The organism is Veillonella dispar (genome assembly GCF_900637515.1).
GTDB lineage: Bacteria > Bacillota > Negativicutes > Veillonellales > Veillonellaceae > Veillonella > Veillonella dispar.
This window is the reverse complement of the sequence record NZ_LR134375.1, coordinates 122237-145555: the sequence shown is the minus strand read 5'-3', so window position 1 is coordinate 145555 and position 23319 is coordinate 122237. Positions and strand designations below refer to the sequence as shown.

Annotated in this window: 27 protein-coding genes; 8 read left to right on the top strand and 19 right to left on the bottom strand. The window is 41.1% G+C overall.

The window, feature by feature from the left end:
* Positions 1–43 precede the first annotated feature (43 nt).
* The 6 genes from EL171_RS00580 to EL171_RS00555 all read right to left on the bottom strand — a co-directional run bounded on the left by EL171_RS00580 (position 44) and on the right by EL171_RS00555 (position 4699).
* Entirely contained in the window at positions 44–544 is a 501-nt protein-coding gene (locus EL171_RS00580) for a GNAT family N-acetyltransferase (protein ID WP_005387484.1), read from the bottom strand.
* A 335-nt stretch (positions 545–879) separates the two neighbouring features.
* The gene (locus EL171_RS00575; RefSeq protein WP_005387482.1) at positions 880–1548 is read right to left on the bottom strand and encodes an energy-coupling factor transporter transmembrane component T family protein; all 669 of its coding nucleotides are present in this window, start codon (positions 1546–1548) and stop codon (positions 880–882) included.
* Positions 1549–1557: 9 nt separating this feature from the next.
* Entirely contained in the window at positions 1558–2370 is an 813-nt protein-coding gene (locus tag EL171_RS00570; RefSeq protein ID WP_005387480.1) for an energy-coupling factor ABC transporter ATP-binding protein, read from the bottom strand.
* On the bottom strand, positions 2363–3988 hold the full coding sequence (locus EL171_RS00565) for a tryptophan transporter (protein WP_005387479.1): 1626 nt from the start codon (positions 3986–3988) through the stop codon (positions 2363–2365). Before EL171_RS00565 ends, EL171_RS00570 begins: the two co-directional genes overlap by 8 nt.
* Before the next feature lie 142 nt (positions 3989–4130).
* Entirely contained in the window at positions 4131–4451 is a 321-nt protein-coding gene (locus EL171_RS00560) for a type II toxin-antitoxin system RelE/ParE family toxin (RefSeq protein ID WP_005387478.1), read from the bottom strand.
* 2 nt (positions 4452–4453) lie between these two features.
* Positions 4454–4699 (bottom strand): type II toxin-antitoxin system prevent-host-death family antitoxin, encoded by a 246-nt coding sequence (locus EL171_RS00555; protein WP_039969495.1) that lies wholly within the window; start codon positions 4697–4699, stop codon positions 4454–4456.
* A gap of 254 nt (positions 4700–4953) precedes the next feature.
* Here EL171_RS00555 and EL171_RS00550 point away from each other — a divergent pair, with 254 nt between their 5' ends.
* From EL171_RS00550 to rbsB, 8 genes are all read left to right on the top strand, one after another.
* Positions 4954–5610, top strand: a complete 657-nt coding sequence (locus EL171_RS00550) for an NAD(P)H-binding protein (RefSeq protein ID WP_005387476.1) — start codon at positions 4954–4956, stop codon at positions 5608–5610.
* 234 nt (positions 5611–5844) lie between these two features.
* Entirely contained in the window at positions 5845–6126 is a 282-nt protein-coding gene (locus tag EL171_RS00545; RefSeq protein WP_005387475.1) for a type II toxin-antitoxin system Phd/YefM family antitoxin, read from the top strand.
* A gap of 4 nt (positions 6127–6130) precedes the next feature.
* Positions 6131–6457 carry a type II toxin-antitoxin system RelE/ParE family toxin gene (locus EL171_RS00540; protein WP_005387474.1) on the top strand — a complete coding sequence of 109 codons (327 nt, stop codon included), beginning with the start codon at positions 6131–6133 and terminating at the stop codon, positions 6455–6457.
* A 342-nt stretch (positions 6458–6799) separates the two neighbouring features.
* Positions 6800–7687, top strand: coding sequence for a ribokinase (gene rbsK, locus EL171_RS00535; protein WP_005387473.1), 888 nt, complete (start codon positions 6800–6802; stop codon positions 7685–7687).
* A gap of 26 nt (positions 7688–7713) precedes the next feature.
* Positions 7714–8127 carry a D-ribose pyranase gene (rbsD, locus tag EL171_RS00530; RefSeq protein ID WP_005387472.1) on the top strand — a complete coding sequence of 138 codons (414 nt, stop codon included), beginning with the start codon at positions 7714–7716 and terminating at the stop codon, positions 8125–8127.
* A gap of 67 nt (positions 8128–8194) precedes the next feature.
* Positions 8195–9676 (top strand): sugar ABC transporter ATP-binding protein, encoded by a 1482-nt coding sequence (locus EL171_RS00525; RefSeq protein ID WP_005387471.1) that lies wholly within the window; start codon positions 8195–8197, stop codon positions 9674–9676.
* Positions 9676–10611, top strand: coding sequence for an ABC transporter permease (locus tag EL171_RS00520; protein ID WP_005387470.1), 936 nt, complete (start codon positions 9676–9678; stop codon positions 10609–10611). Before EL171_RS00525 ends, EL171_RS00520 begins: the two co-directional genes overlap by 1 nt.
* A gap of 9 nt (positions 10612–10620) precedes the next feature.
* Positions 10621–11523, top strand: coding sequence for a ribose ABC transporter substrate-binding protein RbsB (gene rbsB, locus EL171_RS00515; RefSeq protein WP_005387469.1), 903 nt, complete (start codon positions 10621–10623; stop codon positions 11521–11523).
* A 55-nt stretch (positions 11524–11578) separates the two neighbouring features.
* Here rbsB and EL171_RS00510 read toward each other — a convergent pair whose 3' ends face one another.
* The 13 genes from EL171_RS00510 to EL171_RS00450 form a co-directional block, all read right to left on the bottom strand.
* The gene (locus tag EL171_RS00510; protein ID WP_005387464.1) at positions 11579–11977 is read right to left on the bottom strand and encodes a hypothetical protein; all 399 of its coding nucleotides are present in this window, start codon (positions 11975–11977) and stop codon (positions 11579–11581) included.
* A 199-nt stretch (positions 11978–12176) separates the two neighbouring features.
* Positions 12177–12659, bottom strand: coding sequence for a GNAT family N-acetyltransferase (locus EL171_RS00505; protein WP_005387463.1), 483 nt, complete (start codon positions 12657–12659; stop codon positions 12177–12179).
* A gap of 11 nt (positions 12660–12670) precedes the next feature.
* Entirely contained in the window at positions 12671–13444 is a 774-nt protein-coding gene (locus EL171_RS00500; RefSeq protein ID WP_005387462.1) for an amino acid ABC transporter ATP-binding protein, read from the bottom strand.
* On the bottom strand, positions 13441–14157 hold the full coding sequence (locus EL171_RS00495; RefSeq protein WP_004694252.1) for an amino acid ABC transporter permease: 717 nt from the start codon (positions 14155–14157) through the stop codon (positions 13441–13443). Before EL171_RS00495 ends, EL171_RS00500 begins: the two co-directional genes overlap by 4 nt.
* A gap of 6 nt (positions 14158–14163) precedes the next feature.
* Positions 14164–14880, bottom strand: a complete 717-nt coding sequence (locus EL171_RS00490; RefSeq protein WP_004697693.1) for an amino acid ABC transporter permease — start codon at positions 14878–14880, stop codon at positions 14164–14166.
* Between the two features lie 55 nt (positions 14881–14935).
* Positions 14936–15775: a transporter substrate-binding domain-containing protein gene (locus EL171_RS00485; RefSeq protein ID WP_005387456.1), complete on the bottom strand. Its 840-nt coding sequence runs from the start codon at positions 15773–15775 to the stop codon at positions 14936–14938.
* Positions 15768–17174: an MmgE/PrpD family protein gene (locus tag EL171_RS00480; protein WP_005387454.1), complete on the bottom strand. Its 1407-nt coding sequence runs from the start codon at positions 17172–17174 to the stop codon at positions 15768–15770. The genes EL171_RS00485 and EL171_RS00480 overlap by 8 nt, the downstream gene beginning before the upstream one ends.
* Positions 17175–17250: 76 nt before the next feature.
* Entirely contained in the window at positions 17251–18366 is a 1116-nt protein-coding gene (locus EL171_RS00475; RefSeq protein WP_005387453.1) for a glutathione S-transferase C-terminal domain-containing protein, read from the bottom strand.
* A 249-nt stretch (positions 18367–18615) separates the two neighbouring features.
* Positions 18616–19944, bottom strand: coding sequence for an S-layer homology domain-containing protein (locus tag EL171_RS00470; protein WP_005387452.1), 1329 nt, complete (start codon positions 19942–19944; stop codon positions 18616–18618).
* Between the two features lie 183 nt (positions 19945–20127).
* Entirely contained in the window at positions 20128–20781 is a 654-nt protein-coding gene (gene pcp, locus EL171_RS00465; protein ID WP_005387451.1) for a pyroglutamyl-peptidase I, read from the bottom strand.
* Positions 20782–20865: 84 nt separating this feature from the next.
* Positions 20866–21795 carry a DUF979 domain-containing protein gene (locus tag EL171_RS00460; RefSeq protein ID WP_005387450.1) on the bottom strand — a complete coding sequence of 310 codons (930 nt, stop codon included), beginning with the start codon at positions 21793–21795 and terminating at the stop codon, positions 20866–20868.
* 1 nt (position 21796) lies between these two features.
* Complete coding sequence (locus EL171_RS00455; RefSeq protein ID WP_039969492.1) at positions 21797–22546, bottom strand: DUF969 domain-containing protein; 750 nt, start codon at positions 22544–22546, stop codon at positions 21797–21799.
* A 202-nt stretch (positions 22547–22748) separates the two neighbouring features.
* Positions 22749–23234: a GNAT family N-acetyltransferase gene (locus EL171_RS00450; RefSeq protein WP_005387448.1), complete on the bottom strand. Its 486-nt coding sequence runs from the start codon at positions 23232–23234 to the stop codon at positions 22749–22751.
* Positions 23235–23319 lie beyond the last annotated feature (85 nt).

Sequence of the window (23319 nt, the reverse complement as noted above, 5' to 3'; positions counted from 1 at the left end):
TCATCTGTACATTATTAGTCTTTACTTTAATATCTACGTTTTATTATACCAATAATGCGTATGTTTCGGTATCCTGATATTTACCATGTTTGAAACCAACCTGAGGTGTTAGCCCACAATAAGTAAATCCAAAACGCTCGTGTAATGCCGTGCTCGCTGCATTCCCTGCAGTAATAACAGACACCACCGTATGCAATGTATCCGTTTCTTTTGCGTGGTCTAAAATATGGGCCATCAACTTAGATGCCACACCTCTGCCTCTATATTCTTGATGAATGTAGATAGATAATTCGACAGTACTTTTGAAAGCATCCTTTGTTCTATATGGTGAAAGCGATGCATAGCCTACAACTACATCATCTATAAGACCTACAAAAATGCAATGCTCTGAAGTTTGATGAGCCTCATACCACTCCTGCCACTCTAACAACGTACGCGCCTCAAGATCAAGCGTTGCTACACCGTTCACAACCTCGTAGTTATAAATATCTAAACAAGCTGCGATATCATCCTTTGTAATTGGTCGAATTACTAATTCACTCATAAGAATTCCTCAAAATTGTGGGTATCCAAAATCCGGTATCCGAAACTAAAATTATTTATATATTATATCTATATAACATAATATATAAAAATAACGCTAATACGCAAGAAAAAGGACGAGCTGCAACTCGTCCTTTTGTTATATTGTAGGCAATATTTTGTACGCTTTACTACCAATTAGTAGTATACCATAAATAAATGTACAAAAGATAAACAAAAGACACCTAGAAATTTGGCCATTTCCAGGTGTCTTTTCAGGTGTACCAATTGAGGCACCCCATACTCTTCAAGTTAATTATAACACAATTAACTCTATAAATTTGTCTAATTTATTCATTACACAATAACAAATAGTAGTATTGTAATAACAATCAAAGCACCAATTACTGCGTAGTCCATAGTTTTCAATCCTACAGATGCAGCAAAGCTATGTGTTGGACCACCAAAGCCACGTAGTTCTAGAGAGAGCGCCATTGTTTCGGAGCGGCCCAAGGATTTTAAGAGCAATGGTTGAATAACAGATGCATAGGATTTGATGCGTTTAATGAAGTTGCCTTCTAAGGATAAACCACGGCACGCTTGTGCCTCTTGTACAGCATGGCTTTCAGCAATGAAGTCAGGTACGAAGCGAAGTGCAGCAGTGAACATAAATGCATATTCATAAGGAATTTTGCATTGTGTTACGAGAGCCGCTGTAAGATCTTGCAATTTTGTAGTTGCTAATAAGCAGATGAATACAAGTGTCATGGCGAGCATACGCAAGCCAGATACGATAGCGGATGTTACATCGCCACTGCCGAGGAATTGAACAATGCCAAGGAATACGGCAAAGCTAGTCAATGCCACTACGGCCTTACGTTGTTTGATCAATAAACCTGCTACAAATAACACGACAAGTTCTACAACGACTAAGGCCAATAGAGATTGCCAGTCGCGTAATAGAATGGCCCACACGGATACAGCGAGGGTCATCAAGATTTTTGTTAACGGTACTAAACGTTCCATATGTCCCTCCTATTTCCCGCTCAACTGAGCCACTAACTTAGATTTCAATTCATCCATGGATTTGCAATAGCCTAGAGATGGTACCGCTAGTGAAAGTTCCACACTTGGCGGTTTTGTAAGGCCTAGGTCTTGCAGTTCATCTGTAGATTTCTTGAATAATTCTTCTGGATTGCCATCGAAGGCAACTGTTTGGTTACCCATGATAAGCGCACGGCTACATTCGCTAGCCATGATTTCCATATCATGTGTAATGAGAAGGATCGTAATGCCTTCTTGATTGAGTTGGCGCAATAACGCTAACAACTCTTTAGTTTCCTTACCATCTTGACCACTTGTTGGTTCGTCGAGGATGAGGATTTTAGATTGCATCGCTAATGCAGAAGCGATAGCAACGCGTTGCTTTTCGCCGCGGCGCAATGTTGGAGGATACGCATCACGCAAGTGAGCAATACCTGTGCGTTCCAACACTTCGTCGACGATTTGTTTCACTTCGGATTTACTACGGCCCAAAGACTCAGGGCCAAAAGCAACCTCTGTCGCTACAGTAGGTCTGAACATTTGGCGATCCGGTTGTTGGAATACATAACCGATGAATTGACCACGTTTAGATGGTGGCATAGACGTAATATCTGTGCCGTTATAGTACATGCGGCCTTCGCTAGCCTTTTCAAGGCCTACGAGCAAACGAGTAATCGTCGTTTTACCACAACCATTACGACCACCGATGGCAATATATTCGCCACCTTCGATGGTGAAAGTCACATCTCGGAAGATGTCTACGGATGGCACATAGCCAAAGCGGATATTTTCAACCTTAAGCATGAGCGCCACCGTCCTTTCCTTGTACATCATCAACGCGTTGAATTGGTTGTTTATTTACTACTGTATTGGATTGATTAGTAGAATTTTCTACTGTTTTAGATTGATTTACTCTAGAGTTGCTTTCACCATGCACCTCAGTTTGGATGGCGTGAGCCATTTCAATTTGGTGCAAGCCCTTGATAGCAGACTCGATGCTAAGCCAAGGCTCATCGCTGTGGAAGCCCGCTTGTTCAAGTTCCATATACGTAGTGAACACGGATGGCAACGCATCAACGTGAATATTGTGTTCGTACATGTAACGAAGCGTAGTTGGTACATCGTCGTCACATGCAATAGAGCCATCCACCATGAGAGCCATGCGGTTTGCATACGGCAATACAGCGTGTAAGTCATGGTCGATAACGACAACGGTAATACCGTGTTTCTTGTTCAAATCACCTACGAGGCGATATAATTCGGCAGTCCCATCTGGGTCAAGGGAGCTCGTTGGTTCATCGAGAACAAGAACAGTTGGGTTCGTAGCCAATACGGAAGCAATCGCCAAACGTTGGCGTTGACCACCGGATAGACTAGTAATTTTGCGATCTTCTAAGCCGATAAGACCAACTTGTGCAAACACCTCTTCAGAACGTGCTTTGATGGTTTCACGGTCATAACCGCGATTTTCCATGGCAAAGGCCACTTCTTCACGAACAGTCATCGTTACGAGTTGTGTATCGTAATCGGCAAGAACTACACCGATGTGATTAGCCAATTCAGGAATTTCCATTTGCGTAGTCGCTTTACCATCTACGAACACCATGCCTTCAAGGCGACCGCCGTAGAATTTAGGCACAGCCCCTACCATAGCCATGCAAAGAGTACTTTTACCACAACCAGCAGGACCAGTCACAACGAGGAAGTCCCCATCATGTACGTCGAGATTGATGTTTTCAAGAGATGGTGTCGTCGCCTTAGGATGGTAGTAATTTACGTGTTCAATGGAAATCTTAGCTTGGCGCTCAGGCAAAATCGTCATGTGACTATGGTCAGATGTCAATTGATCTGTACTTGGCAACATACCGCGTTTGGAGAATAGACGTTGCGCCGGAATGTACAAGATTGGCGTAATGGCACCATTCAAAGCGCCTACGATAAGAACCATCGGCCACATACCATACATATATACATTGTCTGGTAAGCCCAATACTTTCCACAAAATAGTAACGAAGATACCACCAGATACAACAGTCGCTAAAAAGCCAGATAGAATTGGCGTTAAATCAAAACCACCGATTTTACGGAACTTCACGGACAACATAGCGCGTGTCACGAGAGCTGCCGTCAACGCACCGCCTGGCTCTGACAACAAGTTGCCATAAGGAAATGCTGACTTAGACGTCAATACGTTAATGAGGGCCGCTACAAGGCCAATCCCTAATGTTTGACTCAAACTAGGGCGAGTCAATAAAATAGCTACGCAGTACGTAGCAATCGTCCAGTTCGGCGTTACCCCAGCCACACTAGGGCTCACCAAATGCAATATCGTGCCCAATGCGAGCATCAATGTGCTGACAGTAACCCATCTAAACTGGCCACCCTGCACATGCGTGTACACAAGATCTTGAATCCGTTCCATAAATAGCCTCTTTTCTAAAAATGAATATATAGTGTCTATTGTAACATTCTTCAGAGATTTGTGAAAGGCAAGATACTATTATAGATAGTATGTTTATCATATGATAAAAAGCACCATCTATTAACGATAGTGCTTTTAATAACTAATGTACTTCATCTAATAGTATTCTAAGATAATCACGTCTACTGTTTAATATTCTATCAATATAGATAGTCCGGTCTAAATAACGATAAAAACTTAAATAATTATGACAAAGTAAATATCTGTATTCAATTTTGCTTTCTAGATTAATCAATAATCGCTGCCCCATTTCTGGAATTATACTCAACGAGTCATTCGTAGTCACTATATCCGAAACGGTTTTCTTAGCTAACTCAATATCACCGGTTTCTTCTTCTATAAAAGATTTTATTTCTAGCAAATCTTCTCGTGCTTTTGGTGCATAGCTAATTTGATTATTCATAATTAAATCCCCAATTCACTCTTTAGTTGCTCTGATGAAATCCAGCCTTGTTCTTCACCAGATTTACGACCTGTCTCTAAAGCCCCCATAAGTTTTATAGTAGCCATTACACGTTCATAATCTTGAATATCCATAATTGCATACCTACCTCTACCATTTTTAGTTAAAAATACAGGACTATCTATAGTAACATCACGTAAAACTTCAGAATAATTACGTAAATCTGAAATAGGTTTTATATTCGGCATACTATCACCTCCAGAATACTTTAGTGATATAACACTCATCTTTCTAATATCTTATCATTATTGTAGTTAAATTATCATGTAAATTCAACATCAAATTTTACAGCGCATCTCTAAAATTTGAAGAAATCGATTTGAGTATCTTATAACAACAAAAGAAATTCTAGCTATTAATTAAATTGTTATTCTCACTTTCTCGTCATATAGTTGTGATATAATGCATACAAATACTTATGCCTAGGACATAGGAGGTCTATATGTACAAATATATTACAATTTTAGGGGCCGCTGGCCAAATTGCACAAAAGTTGACTGCTACATTATTAACATATACAGATATGCACCTTACATTATATGGTCGCCAATTGAGTACTCGTTTACATCCAGAAATTTTAGAACATGAACGCGTTACTGTCATCGAGGGTTCTTTCCAAAATCCTGCTAAATTAGAGGAAGCGGTAACAAATGCAGAGATCGTATTTGTAGGCGCTATGGAGTCTGGCAGCGATATGGCGGCTATTGTGAAAGCATTGAGCCGTAAAAACGTACGCCGTGTTATCGGTCTTTCTATGGCTGGTCTTTCTGGCGAATTCCCTGCAGCACTTGAAAAATGGACCTTCGACAGCTTGCCTATTAGCTATGTACAAGGCGAACGTCAAGCACGCAATGTGTTGCGCGAATCCAACTTAAACTACACAATCTTGCGCCTCACATGGCTCTACAATGATCCAGAAAATACAAATTATGAGCTCATTCCTGAAGGTGTTCAATTTAACGATGCCCAAGTTACACGAGAAGCTGTAGTAAAAGCTATCTTCGACATCTTACATGTAGATGATGAAACACCATTCCACCGTGCAAGCATCGGTATTGGCGAACCAGGCACACACTACGACAAACCAAGCTTTCACTAATATATAAATGAATATTTAGTAAAAAAGAGAAAATACTATATACCAATACAAGACTATCTTCAATGCGCTTGAAGATGGTCTTTTTATATATCATTTATGATTAAAGTATCTAGTTAACCCTATTTGAATTAAATATCTCATATATATTTATATACTGTAATTATATCGTTTAAATGATATAATTACAGTATATAAATAATGAACTAACACTTTTAAAATTATAAGGAGATAACTATGGGAATATTACGTGAAACAATTCGACCATCCTCTGATTTACGAAATAAGTATCCTGAAATTTCTAAATCCTTACAACTTAAAGATGAGGCTGCCATTATTACTGTAAATGGTCGTGGTGATACCGTAAGTCTCGGCTATAATACATATAATATGTTAAAGTCAAAAATAGAATTACTATCCTCTCTTGTAGAAGGGCAAAACGATATCATTCAAGGTCGCACCACTACACTTGATGAAACCTTCAGCAGTATTGATAAAATGCTAGATCAAATGGGGTAACTCTATGAAAACCCAAACCTACACAATCATTCCTACGGAAAAGTTCAATAAAGAGCTACATCAGCAAATACTTTATATAGCTATGCAGTTTTCAAAAGAAACAGCTATACAAGTCAAAGAAAATATTCAAAATTCGATTTCAAATCTTATGAACCATCCATATATGGGGGCTAAACCTAAAATTAGAGCACTTAATGACAGCGACTTTCGAATGTTAATTTTAGAAAAACTTATCATTTTCTACACAGTTGTAGAGGAAACAAAAACAATTTATTTAATCTCTATACTTGATCAACGACAAGATTATGTAAATATACTAAATGGATTATAACGTTTCACCTTATTCAATACTTTTTCAATAACAAAATAACCATTCAAATAGGTATATCCAAAATCTAATCAGTACATTTTTACTCATGTAATATAGATTTTGGATATACCTTTTCTTATTCCCATATTTTATAGTTATTTATATAGATAAACTTTCGTATTTAGGCTATACTAATAAATGATTAAGTTATACTAATAGATATGTGAAAGTAAACGCCTATGCGGTTATCGATACTATTTATATATACATTTTGTTGTATGAAATATCGCAAAATTCATGTATAAAAATTAACGATATCCATTTTTAGTCCCACTTAGGGCTGAGGCTGATTAAGGAGTTATTATGAATCGCATTGTTGTTATTGGTAGTTGCAACATGGATATTGTAGTGCTCGCGGATAAACGTCCGGCGGCAGGCGAAACAATCATGGGCAACGAATTGCACATCGCCCACGGCGGTAAAGGTGCAAACCAAGCGGTAGCTGCTGCTCGTCTCGGTGCAGAGGTTACTATGGTAGGCTGCATCGGCGAAGATGCATACGGCCAAATGATTTTAGATAATCTAAAAGAAAATTTCATCAATACAGATTACATTGTTACTGTGCCGAATACTACAACAGGTACAGCCCACATCACATTGGCGGAAGGCGATAATAGCATCATTGTCATTGCAGGTGCTAATGCTAAGGTTGACAAAAGCGTAGTAGATAACGCTTGGTCTGCTATCGAGCAAGCAGATCTCGTAATGGTGCAAAACGAAATTCCTATTCCCACCATCGAATACATCGTTCGTCGTTGTCACGAGGCTAATGTGAAAGTCCTCTTAAATCCAGCTCCAGCGGCTGACCTCAATCCAGAGTGGTTAGAATTAGCAACCTATATTACGCCAAATGAGCATGAGCTATCTGCCCTCTACCCTAACCAATCTACAGAGGAAACATTATTGGCAAATGAAAACAAAATCATCGTTACCCTCGGCAGCAAGGGCGTAGGTTATGCAGATAATGGTGAAATTCACACCGTATCTGGCTTTAAGGTTGATCCAGTAGATACAACAGGCGCAGGCGATACATTCAACGGTGCCTTTGCAACGGCTATCGTTAATGGTAAAAGCTTAGCCGATGCATTGCACTACGGCAACGCAGCCGCAGCCCTCTCCATCCAACGCTTGGGCGCCCAAGGTGGTATGCCTACGAAGGATGAGGTTGCTGCATTCTTGGCTGAGAATTAACATATTGAATAGATAAGGAGTTTACCATGCAACGACACGGCATTTTAAATAGCCATATTGCTAAGGTGCTTGCTGATTTAGGTCACACAGATACAATTTGTATCTCCGACTGTGGCTTACCAGTACCTGAAGGGGTTCAAAAGATTGACTTAGCCTTAGATTTTGGTGTACCAAGCTTTGAGCAAGTAGTATCCGTCATCGCTAAGCATATGAAATCCGAAGCAGTTCATGTGGCAACAGAAATTAAAGAAAATAATCCAAAGGCTTACAACTTCTTGGAGTCTACCTTCCCATCCGATCAATATGAATGGATCGAAACAAGCCATGAAGCTTTCAAAGAAGCTACAAAACAATGCAAATGCATTATTAGAACTGGTGAAGCGTCTCCGTATGCCAACATTATCTTGCGCGCCGATTGTATTTTCAGCGACCGTCCGTAGGATAATCGCATACAAAACGCAGCACATAAGTGTAAACGATACTTTCACCAATCATATAGGAGTAGTTATGGAAATTGTTATGTCAGGCATTGCAAAGGCATTTGGTACGAACCAAGTTCTGCGCGATGTTAGTATTACCCTCAAGGAGGGCGAGGTTCACGCCTTGATGGGCGAAAATGGGGCCGGCAAGTCCACACTCATGAATATCCTTACGGGTATTCACAAGGCAGACGCTGGTACTATCACCATCGACGGCGTAGAGCGCACCTTCCCGAACCCGAGAGAGGCCGAGCTAAACGGTGTGGCTTTCATCCACCAAGAGCTCAACATTTGGCCAAATCTAACATTATTAGAAAATCTATATTTAATGCGACCAAAGCGCAATAAATTTGGCATGCTCGATAAAAAAGCGATGCTCGCTGAGGCGGAAAATACATGCCGAGAACTAGGCATCGAATTGCCGCTCACTACTGAGGCGGGCCTTTGCTCCGTTGGTCATCAACAAATGACGGAAATCCTTCGCATCTTGATGTTAGATGCAAAGGTTGTCATCATGGACGAACCGACAGCAGCCCTTACCGAGCGTGAAACGGCGACATTGTTCAAAATGATGCGCAAAATGAAAGCCCGCGGCGTTGCTATCGTGTATATCTCTCACCGTATGGAAGAGGTATTTAGCGAATGCGATAAGATTACGGTTATGCGTGATGGTCACACCATCATCACTAAACCAACATCTGAGATTTCTGTAGACGAAGTGGTACGCCACATGGTAGGCCGTTCTATTGACGAGTTCTACCCTGCTCGCACCACAACACCAGGCGAAGTAGTGATGAGTGTTGATAACCTCAAACCTGAAGGTTTCGACAACGACATTTCCTTCTCCTTGCGCAAAGGTGAAATCCTTGGCGTAGCAGGCCTTATGGGCGCTGGCCGTACAGAAATCATGCGCGCCATCTTCGGTGTAGATAAACACAATGGCGGTACCGTAACAGTAAACGGCTCCGTTCTCAACTGTAAAAAACCAGAAGATGCCATCAAAGCTGGCATTGCTTTCATCACAGAAAATAGAAAAAGTGAAGGCTTGATCCTCGATTTCTCCATCGGTTCCAATATTACATTGCCGAACCTTGATGACATTTGCCCATCTCATGTACTTGATAGCGGCAAGCTCAATTCCTTTGCTGACGAATTGTCTAAAAAACTAGGCGTTAAAACACAATCTATTCACGAACCAGCATCGTCCTTATCCGGTGGTAACCAACAAAAGGTGGTTATCGCAAAATGGGTTGGTAAAAAGCCATCCATTATCATCATGGACGAACCGACGCGCGGTATCGATATCGGCGCGAAACGTGATATTTATGATTTAATGAATGAATTAACAAACGATGGTGTGTCCATTATCATGGTGTCCTCTGAGTTACCTGAAGTGCTAGGCATGAGCGACCGCGTTATGGTTATTCATGAAGGCCGCGTAGCAGGTATCTTGGACCGCAGCGATGCAACACCAGAATCGATTATGACATTAGCCACAGGAGGACAATAATGGACAGCAAAGCTCTACAATATGTAAAAAAATTAGGCCCCCTCATCGGCCTCATCCTATTATTTGTAATTATCTCTGTCATGAACGACAGTTTCCTTGAATTCTCTAACTTGCGTAACTTGTTGCGCCAAGTATCCATCAATGCGATCATCGCCTTTGGTATGACCTTCGTCATCTTAACTGGCGGTATCGACTTATCCGTTGGTTCCATCCTCGCCCTCTCCAGTGCCGTGATGGCCAACCTCATCGTAACTGGTACTGACCCTGTATTGGCGATCGTATTAGCCGCCGGTGCAGGCCTTGTATTGGGCGGTATTAACGGTCTCGTTATTACCTATGGCCGCGTAGCTCCATTTATTGCTACCTTGGCGACCATGACAATCTACCGTGGTGCGACGCTAGTATTCACAGACGGTAACCCAATCTCCGGTCTTACCCAAGACCCTCTATTCCACGGCTTTGGCCAAGGGGATATTGCAGGCCTTCCAGTTCCAGCTATCACAATGTTCCTTGCTTTCATCATACTCTGGTTCGTATTGAGCCGTACATCCTTAGGCCGTAAAACATACGCCGTAGGTGGTAGTGAAAAGGTAAGTTACATTGCTGGTATCAAGATTGACCGCGTTAAAATCTTCGTATATGCCTTGACTGGTATGCTCTGTGGTATCGCTGGTGCAATCATCACATCTCGTCTTAACTCTGCACAACCTACAGCAGGTGCAGGCTATGAACTTGACGCTATCGCAGCCGTAGTTCTTGGCGGCACAAGCCTTGCTGGTGGCCGTGGTCATATCATTGGCACATTAATCGGTGCCCTCATTATCGGTACCCTCAACAACGGGTTAAATATTCTCGACGTTTCCAGTTTCTATCAACAAGTTGTAAAAGGTATTGTCATTTTATTGGCGGTTCTTGCAGACCGCAAGAAAGCCTAGGAGGTTCCTATGAAAAAACTATTGTTACTGTTGGCGATGGCCGTTATGGTTATCGGTCTTGTAGCAGGCTGTGGTAAAAGCGCTGATAACGGCGGCGACAAAAAATCCGGCACGATCGGCTTCTCTGTTTCCACATTGAACAACCCATTCTTCGTAACTATGAAGGAAGGCGTTGAGGCTCAAGCTAAAGCGCTTGGTCTTAAAGTTAAAATCGTTGATGCTCAAAACGACCCAGCTAAACAAGCAAACGATATTTCCGACTTACTTGAAAGCGGCGTTTCCGTATTGATCATCAACCCTGTAGACTCTGCAGCTATCTCTACTTCCGTAGAAGCAGCAAATGCTAAAAACATTCCTGTAATCACTGTTGACCGCTCTGCTGACAAAGGCAAAGTAGTAGCTCACATCGCTTCCGATAACGTAAAAGGTGGCGAAATGGCTGCACAACTTATCGTTGATAAAGTAGGCAAAGCTGCAAAAGTAGCTGAAATCGAAGGTATCCCTGGTGCTTCCGCAACACGTGAACGTGGCCAAGGTTTCCACAACGTAGCTGACAAAGACTTAACAGTAGTAGCAAAACAAAGTGCTGACTTCGACCGTACAAAAGGTTTGAACGTAGCAACAAACATTTTGCAAGCTAACCCTGACGTACAAGCTATCTTCGCTCATAACGACGAAATGGCATTGGGCGCTATCCAAGCAGCTAAATCCGCAGGCAAAACAATCTTCATCGTAGGCTTTGACGGTACTGCTGATGCAGACAAAGCTGTTAAAGACGGCACATTGGCTGCAACAATTGCTCAACAACCAGACCAAATGGGTAAAATCGCTATTGATACAGCTCAAAAAGTTATCAAAGGCGAAGCTGTAGAAGCTAAAATCCCTGTAGATCTTAAAGTTGTTACAAAATAATTGTATATAGAAACTGGGTACAAAAAAGAGTCGCATCTTAAAGACGCGACTCTTTTTATTTCGGCCCTTTCTCTAAAAACACTTTAAAGAACTCAATAAACTTTGGTAAATACGTTTGATCTAAAATTTCAATAGTCATATTACATTTGTAATTATAAATGGTACAGATGTTAATCTCCATCGTTAGAGCACCCTTTTGATCTAACGAGAATGTAAGCGTATCCCCTTCTCCAGTTAATACATAAGTAAAGGTTGCTTTGCCTTTACAGTTCTCATATAGTTCAACTAATTCTTTGTATCCCCTATGAATACCAGACCAGTCACTAGGGTCAATGTACCCAGCACAGATATTGTAGCCCTGTTTAATATATACGCCAAACACACCAAATTGAGATAACTCTGTATCCATATCAAAAGCAATGGTTAAATTTGGTTCATTTACAATTTCATACATCCTATTCACACTCCACAAATAGTAACATTTTCATTCATTATAACATTACATCTATTATCGAAATAGTATCGATAATTTTTAAATGCATCACTAATGCATGTAAAGTCTAGAATAGCAATAACATATAAAAAATAGCGACTAGTTGATTTTCTTAACTAGTCGCTATTTGTATGGTAGGACTCCAAAATTAGAGTTCTTATTACAATGTTTTCTTAAAGAATATGGTCGTATGTACCTTCCCAGGTAGTTGTGTTCGTTTATATTCTCTAAAGCCAAAGCCTTCATACATTTTGGCAAGCCATGGGTGTTCTGCGGCAGTGCCTAGTGTTACGGCTGGTGTTTTATATACATTGCGCAACAAGTCTTCTGCTTCAGCTAGGACTTCACGAGCATAGCCCTTCCCCTTATGTTCAGGGGCTGTCACAAAGTGTGCAATGTGCGGGTATACATCTGGTGTAGCCTTTGGGATCCAAGGCATACGGAATGAAATAGAGCATACCAAGGAGCCATCTACGTAGAGACCAAATACAGGATATTTTAAGATCCACGCCCGAGACTCTTCTTGGCTAAAGTTGATGGCATCAAAGGATATAGGGTAGTTCTTATTCTCCGCATATCCCGCAATCAACACCTCATGATACTCAGCTGCATCATCTACGGTTAACTGTCTAAATTCTTTCATATGTACCTCGTTTAAAGTGCTGCGCTATCTAGAGGTTGTTCACTATCTAGTGTAAGGTAACGGCTCAAGAATTTGCGTGTTCGTTCTTCTTTTGGATGTTCAAGGACAACCTTAGGGTCCCCTTGTTCTACGATTACGCCGCCTTCCATGAATACGACTTGGTCCGCCACTTCTTTGGCAAAGCCAATTTCATGAGTTACAATAATCATCGTAACCTTGAGTTCTTTCGCAATCTTGCGAATTACAGCCAATACTTCACCTACCAGCTCTGGGTCGAGGGCTGAGGTAGGTTCGTCAAAGAGAATAACCTCTGGGTCCATCGCAAGGGCACGAGCGATGCCGATACGTTGTTGTTGACCACCGGAAAGTTGTACTGGATAGTAATCATCATAGCCTTCCATGCCTACTTCCTTGAGGAAGCGTTGAGCAATCTGACGGGCCTCAGATTTTTTCATCTTCTTAACCGTTACAAGGCCTTCCATAATATTTTCAATAACAGTCTTATTAGAGAACAAGTTATAAGACTGGAATACCATGGATGTATTACGGCGGACATTTAAGATATCCTTGTTAGATGCTTTATGTAAGTCTACGGAAATATCATTTAACTGCATTGTCCCTGCATCGGCCTTTTCAAGGAAGTTAAGCGTTCTAAGGAACGTCGTCTTACCACTACCAGACGGGCCAAGGATAACCGTTACAGAGCCCGTTGGCACATGTAGGTCAATGCCCTTTAAAATTTCACGGTTCCCGAAGGATTTGTGAACTTGTTTAATATCTATCATAATGCATTACCTCGTTTATATTTGCTTGCATAGATTTCTAAACGATGGAAGATAAACTCAAAGACAATCCCCATCACCCAGAATAGACCGGCTACCACGATGTAGGCCTCAAAATATTGTGAATTTTCCTCTGTATATAACTTTGCAGCACCAAATAGTTCAATAACGGTAATAACGAATACAATACTAGTACTCTTCATGGTATTAAGGAACTGGTTAGTAAATAGGGGCAACGCAAAGACTGTCGCTTGTGGCAATACAATGCGACGGAACGCTTGGAACCAAGTCATACCGATGGCTTGAGCCGCTTCCATTTGCCCTTTCGGTACAGATTGTAAAGCAGCCCGGAAGATTTCACTCAAATACGCCCCTGTGTGTAAGGTTAAGCCTACAACGGCTACAAAGGTAGCTGGCACCTTTTCAAAAGGCACATGCACCCCTGTTTGATCCTCTAAGGCGAGGAAAAGAATTGGCAAGCCATAGTACACGAGGTATAAGAGAACCATGTTCGGAATACTACGGCACAACAATACGTACAAGTAGCTGAGCTGACTGAGCACAGGTACTTTATTTTGTTGTAGCACGCAACTTAATAGTCCTAGGATTGTACCCAAACCAACACTGAGGAAGGTGATCATGAGGGTTACTTTCACATAAGGAATGACAGCAAAGAAGGTGCCATAAATATAGGTTGAATCAATAATATGTCCCATAAGCCCCTACTCCTCACTGATCAAAATGCGTTGCGTTTCCTTGCCCGCAACGGTAAAACGTTTTTCAAGCAATCGGCCCAAGAGGGACACGATGATAATTAATATGCCATAAATGATGGCTGCGTCTACGAATAACTCAAGATAACGCTGGCTATTGCCTCCCATGAGGTCCGCCTTACGCATCATATCCACAACGCCGACGTTAAAGATGAGGGCCGTTCCTTTCAACATGCCGATAACGAGGTTCGTCAACGGTGGAATACTCATGGTGAAAGCCTGCGGCAGGATGATGCGCACATAGCTTTGGAACTCAGTCATACCAAGGCTTTTAGCGGCTTCCTTCTCACCAGGCGCCACCGCATCGATACTGGAGCGCATGATTTCGGCACTATACGCTGCGATATGTAAAGTAAACACGGCGTATACGAATACGAGACCTGGCACATTTTTCATGTTAAGCCCCATATGGGACATGATTTCTGGCACACCAAAGTAAATAAGAAATAGTTGTACCAAGAACGGCGTGCCCCGCATGAAGGAGATAAATACAATAAATAATTGGTTTAATACTGGCACCTTCTTGAGGCGAATGATGGCTATAATAGAGCCCAAAATAACACCTAAGATGGCAGAAATAACGGTGATGAGCACCGTTACGTGAACATAATTCAAGAGCTGTGGAAACGCTTGGATCATGTAGGACACATCAAAATACTTGCCCACAGTAGCACCTCGTTTCTAGACATAATAGAATAAGGCCGCCAAAGCGGCCTATTCGTTATTTTTGTGTTGGATCGAATGTGTAATCCCCACCAAGATATTGTTCAGAAAGTTTTTTCAACGTACCATCAGCACGCATTTCTTTCATCGTTTTATCGATTTTTTCGTTTACTTGTTTCATGTCGTCTGTACGTTTAGACAAGAAGTAGGTTGGTACTACTGCCAATACATCGCCTACAGCTTTGAGTGGCAAACCACGGTCTTTAATAGCAGAGTTAATAACGTATTCGTATTCACCTGCTGCATCGGCACGGCCAGTAGCAACGAGGTTCAATGTTTCAGCACCTGCTTTATCTGTATAGATAATATCAATTGGTGGATTTGCTGTTTCATTGAATTGTTTTACTAATTCGTTAAACTCAGAGGATGTAGTAACGGCGATTTTTTTGCCTTTCAAATCATCTAATTTAGAAATGTCATTACGATCATTTTTCACCACTAATTTACGTGTGGAGTAGTTATTAACCTCATTTGTGTAATAGTATTTTGATTCACGTGTTGGGTTACGACGCATTTGGTTAGCGATCATATCTACTTGGCCTGCATCCATTGCTACGAAGGCAGCGTCAACGGCCATCGGCTTGAAGTTGAAGTGAAGGTCTGGATTACGACGTTCAATTTCTTTCAACAACTCTACGTCAAAACCTGTAAGGTTGCCGTTATCATCTGTGTAAGAATACGGGCGAACTGTACCGCGTGTAGCTACGTTAATCACTTTCGCATCAGGATTTACCTTTGCGTCCTTAGATGTATCATCGCCACAACCCGCTACAACAAGCACGCCTAGTGCCAATGCGCCGATGGCGAATAATTTCGTCAATTTCTTTGTATTAAACATGTAAAACTCCTTCTTTTCGCAATATTTGCAGGAATGGTTCCACCTCATTGGTATGGGTGAAAGCCTCAATCATTCTATCTATTTGATCAGCCTTTAATGTAAGGCCGAGTTTTATGCGTATATCCTCTAATGTAAGAGGATTATTCGGCGATCCTTTCGGATTGTTCACCGTTTCTGTGAAAGTATCACCAGTCTTCAATGTAACGGTTACTTTCGTAATCCGCTCAGTTTGGACTACTTTTGGTAAGTCATAGACACGCTCTATACGCGACATATAGTCTCGTACTGATTGGTCTATGGTATCAATCTTAAATAGTTCATCCTGTACCGCTCCATACGCGAGGACTTGGTACACGATGTACTCTATGGAAAACTGCCCTTCTCGACCTGTTGTTGGCGCTGTATACCGCAATGCTGCATCAGCACCAGGCGGGAAGTGTACAGTAACTCTATCTATATCATCCCAAAGGGAAGAAACGAGGGTGGCACATAGTCTACGTTTACCTTGCTCCTCTGCATCTGGTGAAACGTTGTAGTGCTTAGACACATACGAAGAAGATGTAGTATATATACTATGTGCCACGGTTTCTGCTGCTTCAGCGCCACAAATAGCTGCCGAGCAATACGGGTGGACTTTCATCCATAAACCAGGGTCAATGAGTTGCCCTGGCGCTAGCCAACGACTAGCGATGTCATTTGATGTAACAGTAATATTACCGATGGTCTTAAACCAACCCCGTTCAGGGTCAAATGGTTTTGTACTTGTTTGAAGTGATGTATGTTGTAACAGTTCGTAAGCCCATACGCCATTGCGTGCTGCTAGTCCCGCATGGAGCGGCTTACCATCTGTACCACTTTGAAAGAACATGCCCGCCGATTGAGTAGCAGCCAGAGACAGGAGCTGAGCCAAGCTTTCACCATGAAGGCCTCGCAAAGCGCCTATAGCGGCCGCCGCCCCAATAACACCAACGGTCCCCGTAGAATGCCATCCTTGGGTCCGATGGGCAGGATTGATGAGGGCACCAATGATACCCTCTAACTCGGCCCCGATGATATAGGCACGAAGGAAATCATGCCACGTATCTGTGGGAGCCAGCACTGCTAGTAGAGCAGAATATAAAACAGTACTAAAGTGACCCGCCAAATTTGCCTGCGCATCATCAAAATCAAGATAATGGGAGGCAAAACCATAATACAGCGCTTTATCAGCTTTAGATATATTTTCTCCATTAATGCCGATGAACCGAGCCAAGTTCTGAACGGCCTGTTCCGTCTCAGCCGGAGCTAAGGACGCCAGATAATCTAGAAAGGCAATGCGAGCCACTGACAGGAGGTCCTCACGGTTCGTCACATCCGTTTGTTCTATATAGTTCACAATCGTCTGTGTTACTAAATCCATGGGTCCTCCTTTGAGCTATTTATAATTGAATAGGTAATCTATCAAGTATTTAACAATGATATATTTATTTATCTAATTATTTACCAAATTTTTCAGCACGGTCATTTGGTTCTAACCAAATGGAGTCGTCTGGACCTTTTGGAACAAGGCGTGGTAGATCTTCAAATGGCGTATGGTCTACATAGTAGAAACGTTTACGCATGGAGTCGAAGTCTGTGGTACCACCGAATGCTGGATTGGAGTACAAGTCTTTCGCGTAATTCCAAAGGTTTGGATAGTCTACGAGGCGTTTTTTGTTAACCAAGTATTTTTGGTAGAACACAAGGTCAAAGCGTGCCAATGTTGGGAAGATACGAATATCTGGATCTGTAATAGTATCACCCATCAAGTAACGTTGCTTGCTAAGGCGCTCTTCGAGCCAGTCTAAGCGAGCAAAGATACGGTCATAATAGTATTCGTAATCTTTTTGGTTTGTTACAAGAGCTGCTAGGTTTACAGCCAAGTTGAAGTCAGCGTAGATGATAACGTTCAATGCATCAATATCGGCACGCAATTCTTCTGGGTAAATATCTGGAGCATCAGGGGAGATGAAATCTTTGAAGCCCAATGCTAATTCTGTAGTCAATGCATGGTAGTCGTTGTTTACTACTGCACCAGTTGTAACATCTACGATAGCTGGCACTGTGGAACGTGCGTCGTAGTTAGGGTCACCTTTCCGGTACGCTTCACCTAAGGAGTGAATGCCGAGTACTGGGTCCTTTTCGTCTTTATCAAGGGTAAAGAACCAGTCCGCAATAACGCCTGCTGGACGCAATGGATCAACTGTACCTTTAGAAATCACTTTATCTAAACCAAGTAAATCGATGGCAATGGCAATGCGGTGAGCCCAAGGACAATGTTTAGACCATACAAGACGGTAACGGTCTTTTTCTACAGGTAAAAGCCCTGGTTCACTGCCAAAAGGTGTTGTGAATTGAGGTTCTTCGCTATCAGAATATTTTTGACGACGGTTAAAATTCGAAGCATCTTTACCTTCATACTCCTTTTGTTCCCCTTGAGAACGAGGGTTACTAGATTGAAACTCAGAAAAATCGATGGGACAAGGATTCATAGCACGTTGGAACTCAACCTCTTTTCGAGCTGCCGCGATACTAGGATCCTTGATGTTGCTTACATCTACGTGTTCACTCATTCTATACTCCTTATGGAGGTTATCTCTATTGGCCTTACAATTCTTATTTTGAAAGCTACTGTGATATCCCTCACTTATTCCTACTAACTTAATATGATTGTGTGTCTATAATATATTATTTAAATACCTATGTCAATAGTAGGTATTTAAAAATTTATAATGATTATTGAAAACAAAAAGCCCGAGCCATATCTTTTCTAGATATAACTCGAGCTTTATTTAGATTATGTGTTAGGCAAACAACATATATTAGAACATGAAGTTTACATCTGTACGCCAGTAATCACCTAATTTATTACCGTCCATGTCTTTATTGCCGAAGCCATAGTAAGCACCGATGGATACGTTTTGGAATGGTACATAGTTTACATTCGCTACGAAACCTTTAAAGCCATTACGTACATGAGCTACGCCTTTATTATCTACATAGTGTTGATTGTAGAAGCTATAGGCAGGAGCAAAGGCACTACTGAAGATTGGAGAGTTTCCTTCTTGGTAGTAGTATTGACCGCGTACGCTATAGGTATGAGCTTTCTTAATGTCATAGTTACCATAGCCAAGGCTAGCCATCCAAGCATGGGAATCAGAAACGCCTGGAGCTGTAAGCCATTCGCCGAATACATTCCAACGGTTAAAGTTCATATTTGTGTTGAGGCCCCAAATATTTTTGTATGGAGAGTCAATGAAGGATTTAACTTGTTTACCTGTCAACGCATCCACATCTTGGCCTTGGTACAATTTACCATCATGGAAGTGGCCATACATACCACCAAGAGTAACATGTTTATTAAGTTTACCCTTAACTTCAACCATAGCTGCAGTAACTGTATTTTCTCTAGTTTGGTAAGTAGGAGCACCACCCAACCAGTAACCATAACTAGCAGATACATCGAGCTTGCCATGTTTGTACATGAGGCGAGCACCATCAACGAGATCATCATACATAAGACCTAGACCTGGTGTATAGAGTTGACGACCTACACGCAAAGTTGTGTCTTTACCAAAATGATGATCTACATAGGCAAGATTAATCTTACCTTGTGTAGCATTGCTATTGCCGAATTCGCTAGAACCTTGAATACGTACGACTGCATCAGTTTTATCGTTAACCTTAGCATTGAAGATCACACGAGCACGATAATCAAAGGAGGAATGTTTACCATACGCATAGGTATCATTTTTCAACTCGCTGCCGCGGTAACGCAAACGGTAGTTACCAGTCACCTTTACATTACCAACTTGATTTTCTAATTTGGCTACTCGTACACCTAATGTGTTGAGTTCATTTCCAAATTCGTCGGCCAAGCGATTGATCATAGCTTGTTGTTCCGCATTGGCTTTATCTTGGTTAGCCATCGCCTTAGCTACCATTTGAGCCATTTCGTATCGCGTAATAGGATTGTTCCCTTTGAAAGTTCCATCTGGGTATCCATTAATAATACCTGCATTTGCTAATTGCTCAACAGATTGATACGCCCAACTAGAAGCATCTACATCGGAAAATGGATTAGCTGCATACACACTTACAGAACCCAATACCATACAGGAAACTAAACTTGCTACCAACTTTTTATTCATTAAAAAGACCTTCTCTCATATAGATATCACACAATATCTCATATATTAAATTTATTTTATGTACCCAAGTACATACTAAAATAACATAATAATCAAGAACTAAATCTTACATTATATAGTGATTGAAAGCTAAATCTATCACTACGTACTCCACAGAAGTAAACACTAGTACATCTGAGATTTTTATTCATGCGGTGTTGTATAGTTAATATCTTGTGCCTTGTAGCTTTCACCATGAGCTAATACGTGAACAATGGTTTCTAGTGTAGCACGTACAGTTTCAACAGCCATGCTTGGTTGATTTGGTTTATCCACTACTTGGGATGGCAAGTACGGAATATGCATGAAGCCCGCTTTGATGTTGTCCTTTTGCGCTGCATAATGACACACACCATACATCAAGTGATTGCATACAAAGGTACCAGCAGTATTAGAAACCTTTGCAGGGATGCCATTTTGATGCAATGCATTAACGATGTTTTTAATAGGCAATGTCGCAAAGTATGCACTAGGACCATCGGCTACAACAGGTTCATCTTCCGGTTGGTTGCCCCCATTATCTGGAATGCGAAAATCATCACAGTTAATAGCAACACGTTCTACTGTAATATCTGGGCGACCGCCTGCTTGACCTACACATAGAATGAAATCTGGTTGGCACTCTTCAGCCGCAGCTTTCACAGTATCAACAGATTTGTAACGTACAGTAGGAACCATTTGAGTCACTACCTTATAATCACCATCGGTATAACCATCCATCGTTTTTACCGCTTCCCAAGCAGGATTAATAGGTTCACCGCCGAATGGATCAAAACCGGTAATCAAAATTGTTTTCATCACACTACCTCATAACGATATATCTTATGATTTTGTAAAGATAATCATATAATCTCATAAGAATATCGTGCTTTCACGAAAGGTTTAAATAAAGTAATACATCAATAGGATGTTCAATACGAGCATAATTAATGCAATTGGAAGTTGTGCTTTAATAACGCCGTATTGATCGCGCATTTCAAGGAGCGCTACCGGTACGATGTTGAAGTTGGCCGCCATAGGAGTCATCAATGTACCGCAATAGCCAGCAAGCATTGCAATAGCACCAACAGCAGCTGGGTTAGCACCATGCGCTACGACAAGCATTGGAATACCGATGGCACTTGTAATCATGGCAAATGCAGCAAAGGCGTTACCCATGATCATGGTGAAGATAACCATACCGATACAGTATGCTACAACAACGAGGAATACATTGTCAGCTGGTACTACACTTGCGACGGCACTGGAGATAATTTTACCAACGCCAGCCAAATTAAATAGATAGCCGAGAGCCGCCAATAATTGGGACAAAATAGCAGTCCAACCGATCGCATCGATAAGACGGCGACCTTCATGGAAACCTTGGTTAAGTTTACCCTTTGTGATGTAAAGAGCAGCACACATAGCGATGATGGCCGCAATACCTAGACCAACAAGAGCACCTAACTTAGTAAAGAATCCGATGATAAATGTAATAATACCAACAAGTAAAGCTGGAACAAAGATAACATTACCAATACGGACAGCTTCGCCTTTTTTAAATTCGATAGCAGATTCAAAGTAATTGCCCTTGCCAAGTTGTTTTACCAACACGATAACCGCCATAGCAATTACGAGCCAACCATTAATTTCCTTGGAGAGATAAGAGCCAAAGATAAAGGATACACTGTACAAGAGCCAGAATAAACCTGTACCAATGCGATATTTATGTTCTTTATCTAAAAATGATTGAATGGCAAAGATAAATAGAATAATCCCTACAAGAAGATATACATAATCTAAGGGCTGCATTTTATAGAGTAGTTCTAACATATTATTTGCCCCCTTTCGCTAATTCTTCTGGTGTAACAAGGATATTGAATTCATTAGGTACTAATTTACCAGCTTTCATATCCGCTTCGTCACGAGCTACATAGGCTTGAATTGTTTTATCGAAGATAATAAAGCGAATGAAGTTAACGATATATGCACAAACAGCAGTTGGCAATCCGTACAATACCATATCTGTTAATTCAACAGAATAGCCCAATTGTTCCATAACGCCTTTGATGAGTAATAAACCACCAGCAGCAAGGAATAAGTTTTGACCAAAGAAGTTACCTGTATTATCTGCAGAAGCAGCTATACCACGTACCTTATCTAGAGTGCGTTGAGATACTGGACGACCTTGTGCTACAGCAGCTTCACTCATAGGAGCAATCAATGGACGAACCATAGCAACCATACCAGACATGTTAATACCAAAGGCTACTGTTACTTGGCGTACAAATAAGTAAATCATAAAGATACGACCAGCAGTAGCTGCGTTGATCTTACCGATTAAAATTTCTGCCCGTTCACGCAAGCCGTGACGTTCCATAAGACCAATAACAGGTAAAATCAAAATAAATAATGACATATAACGATTTTTAACAAAGGCCTCACCAATGGCACCAACGATATCGTTGATACTGAGACCACCTGCAAGGCCCGTTACAAAACCTGCGGCTACGACAACTAACAAGGCATTAAAGCGCAGCATCAGACCGATGACCATCACTAAAATACCAGATAAGACTAACATAGTCTCACATCCTTTCAAAAAAACATCCATGACCCTATCCCATAGTCCATAGACATACTACATATGTTTACATTATATACCCAAACACGTATTTTTTGCATAAACAAATAAACCTTATACATCAATTACATTTGATTCTGTTATTATGTCGAATTATAAAGACATTCTAAATCAAAGGTAAGTAGTGTATAAGGTTTGCTTTCTATAATAAATCTTTTTTGAAAAGTATTGTAGTATGTTGTTTACCTCTAAAATGAACTTTGTCATAGGCCTTAAAGCCAAAGGACTCATACATTTTAGGCAACCATGGATGTTCTTTTGCAGTCCCCAATGTAACAGCAGGCGTTTTAAATTGGTTAATCAATAATTCTTCAGCATAGCCAAGAGTTTCCCGAGCATAACCTTTTCCTTTAAACTCTGGTGCGGTTACAAAGTGAGCGATGTGTGGAAATTTATCCGGTGTAGAATATTTCACCCACGGCATACAGAATGTAATAGAGCTTACAAGTTGTCCATCAATATACAATCCATATACAGGATAGGTCTCGATCCATTCTTTGGATTCTTCCTCTGTAAAATCGATAGCATCGAATGTAATCGGATAGTCCTTAATCGCTGCATAGCCGTCGATTAATACCTTATGATATTCCGCTGTATCTGCTACAGTTAATTGTCTAAATTCTTTCATGGTCTTTCCCTCATATCTATATTTTTATTCATAAACTATGTATATTTATTACTTATGAACGTTATTATACACCTATATGTATTTA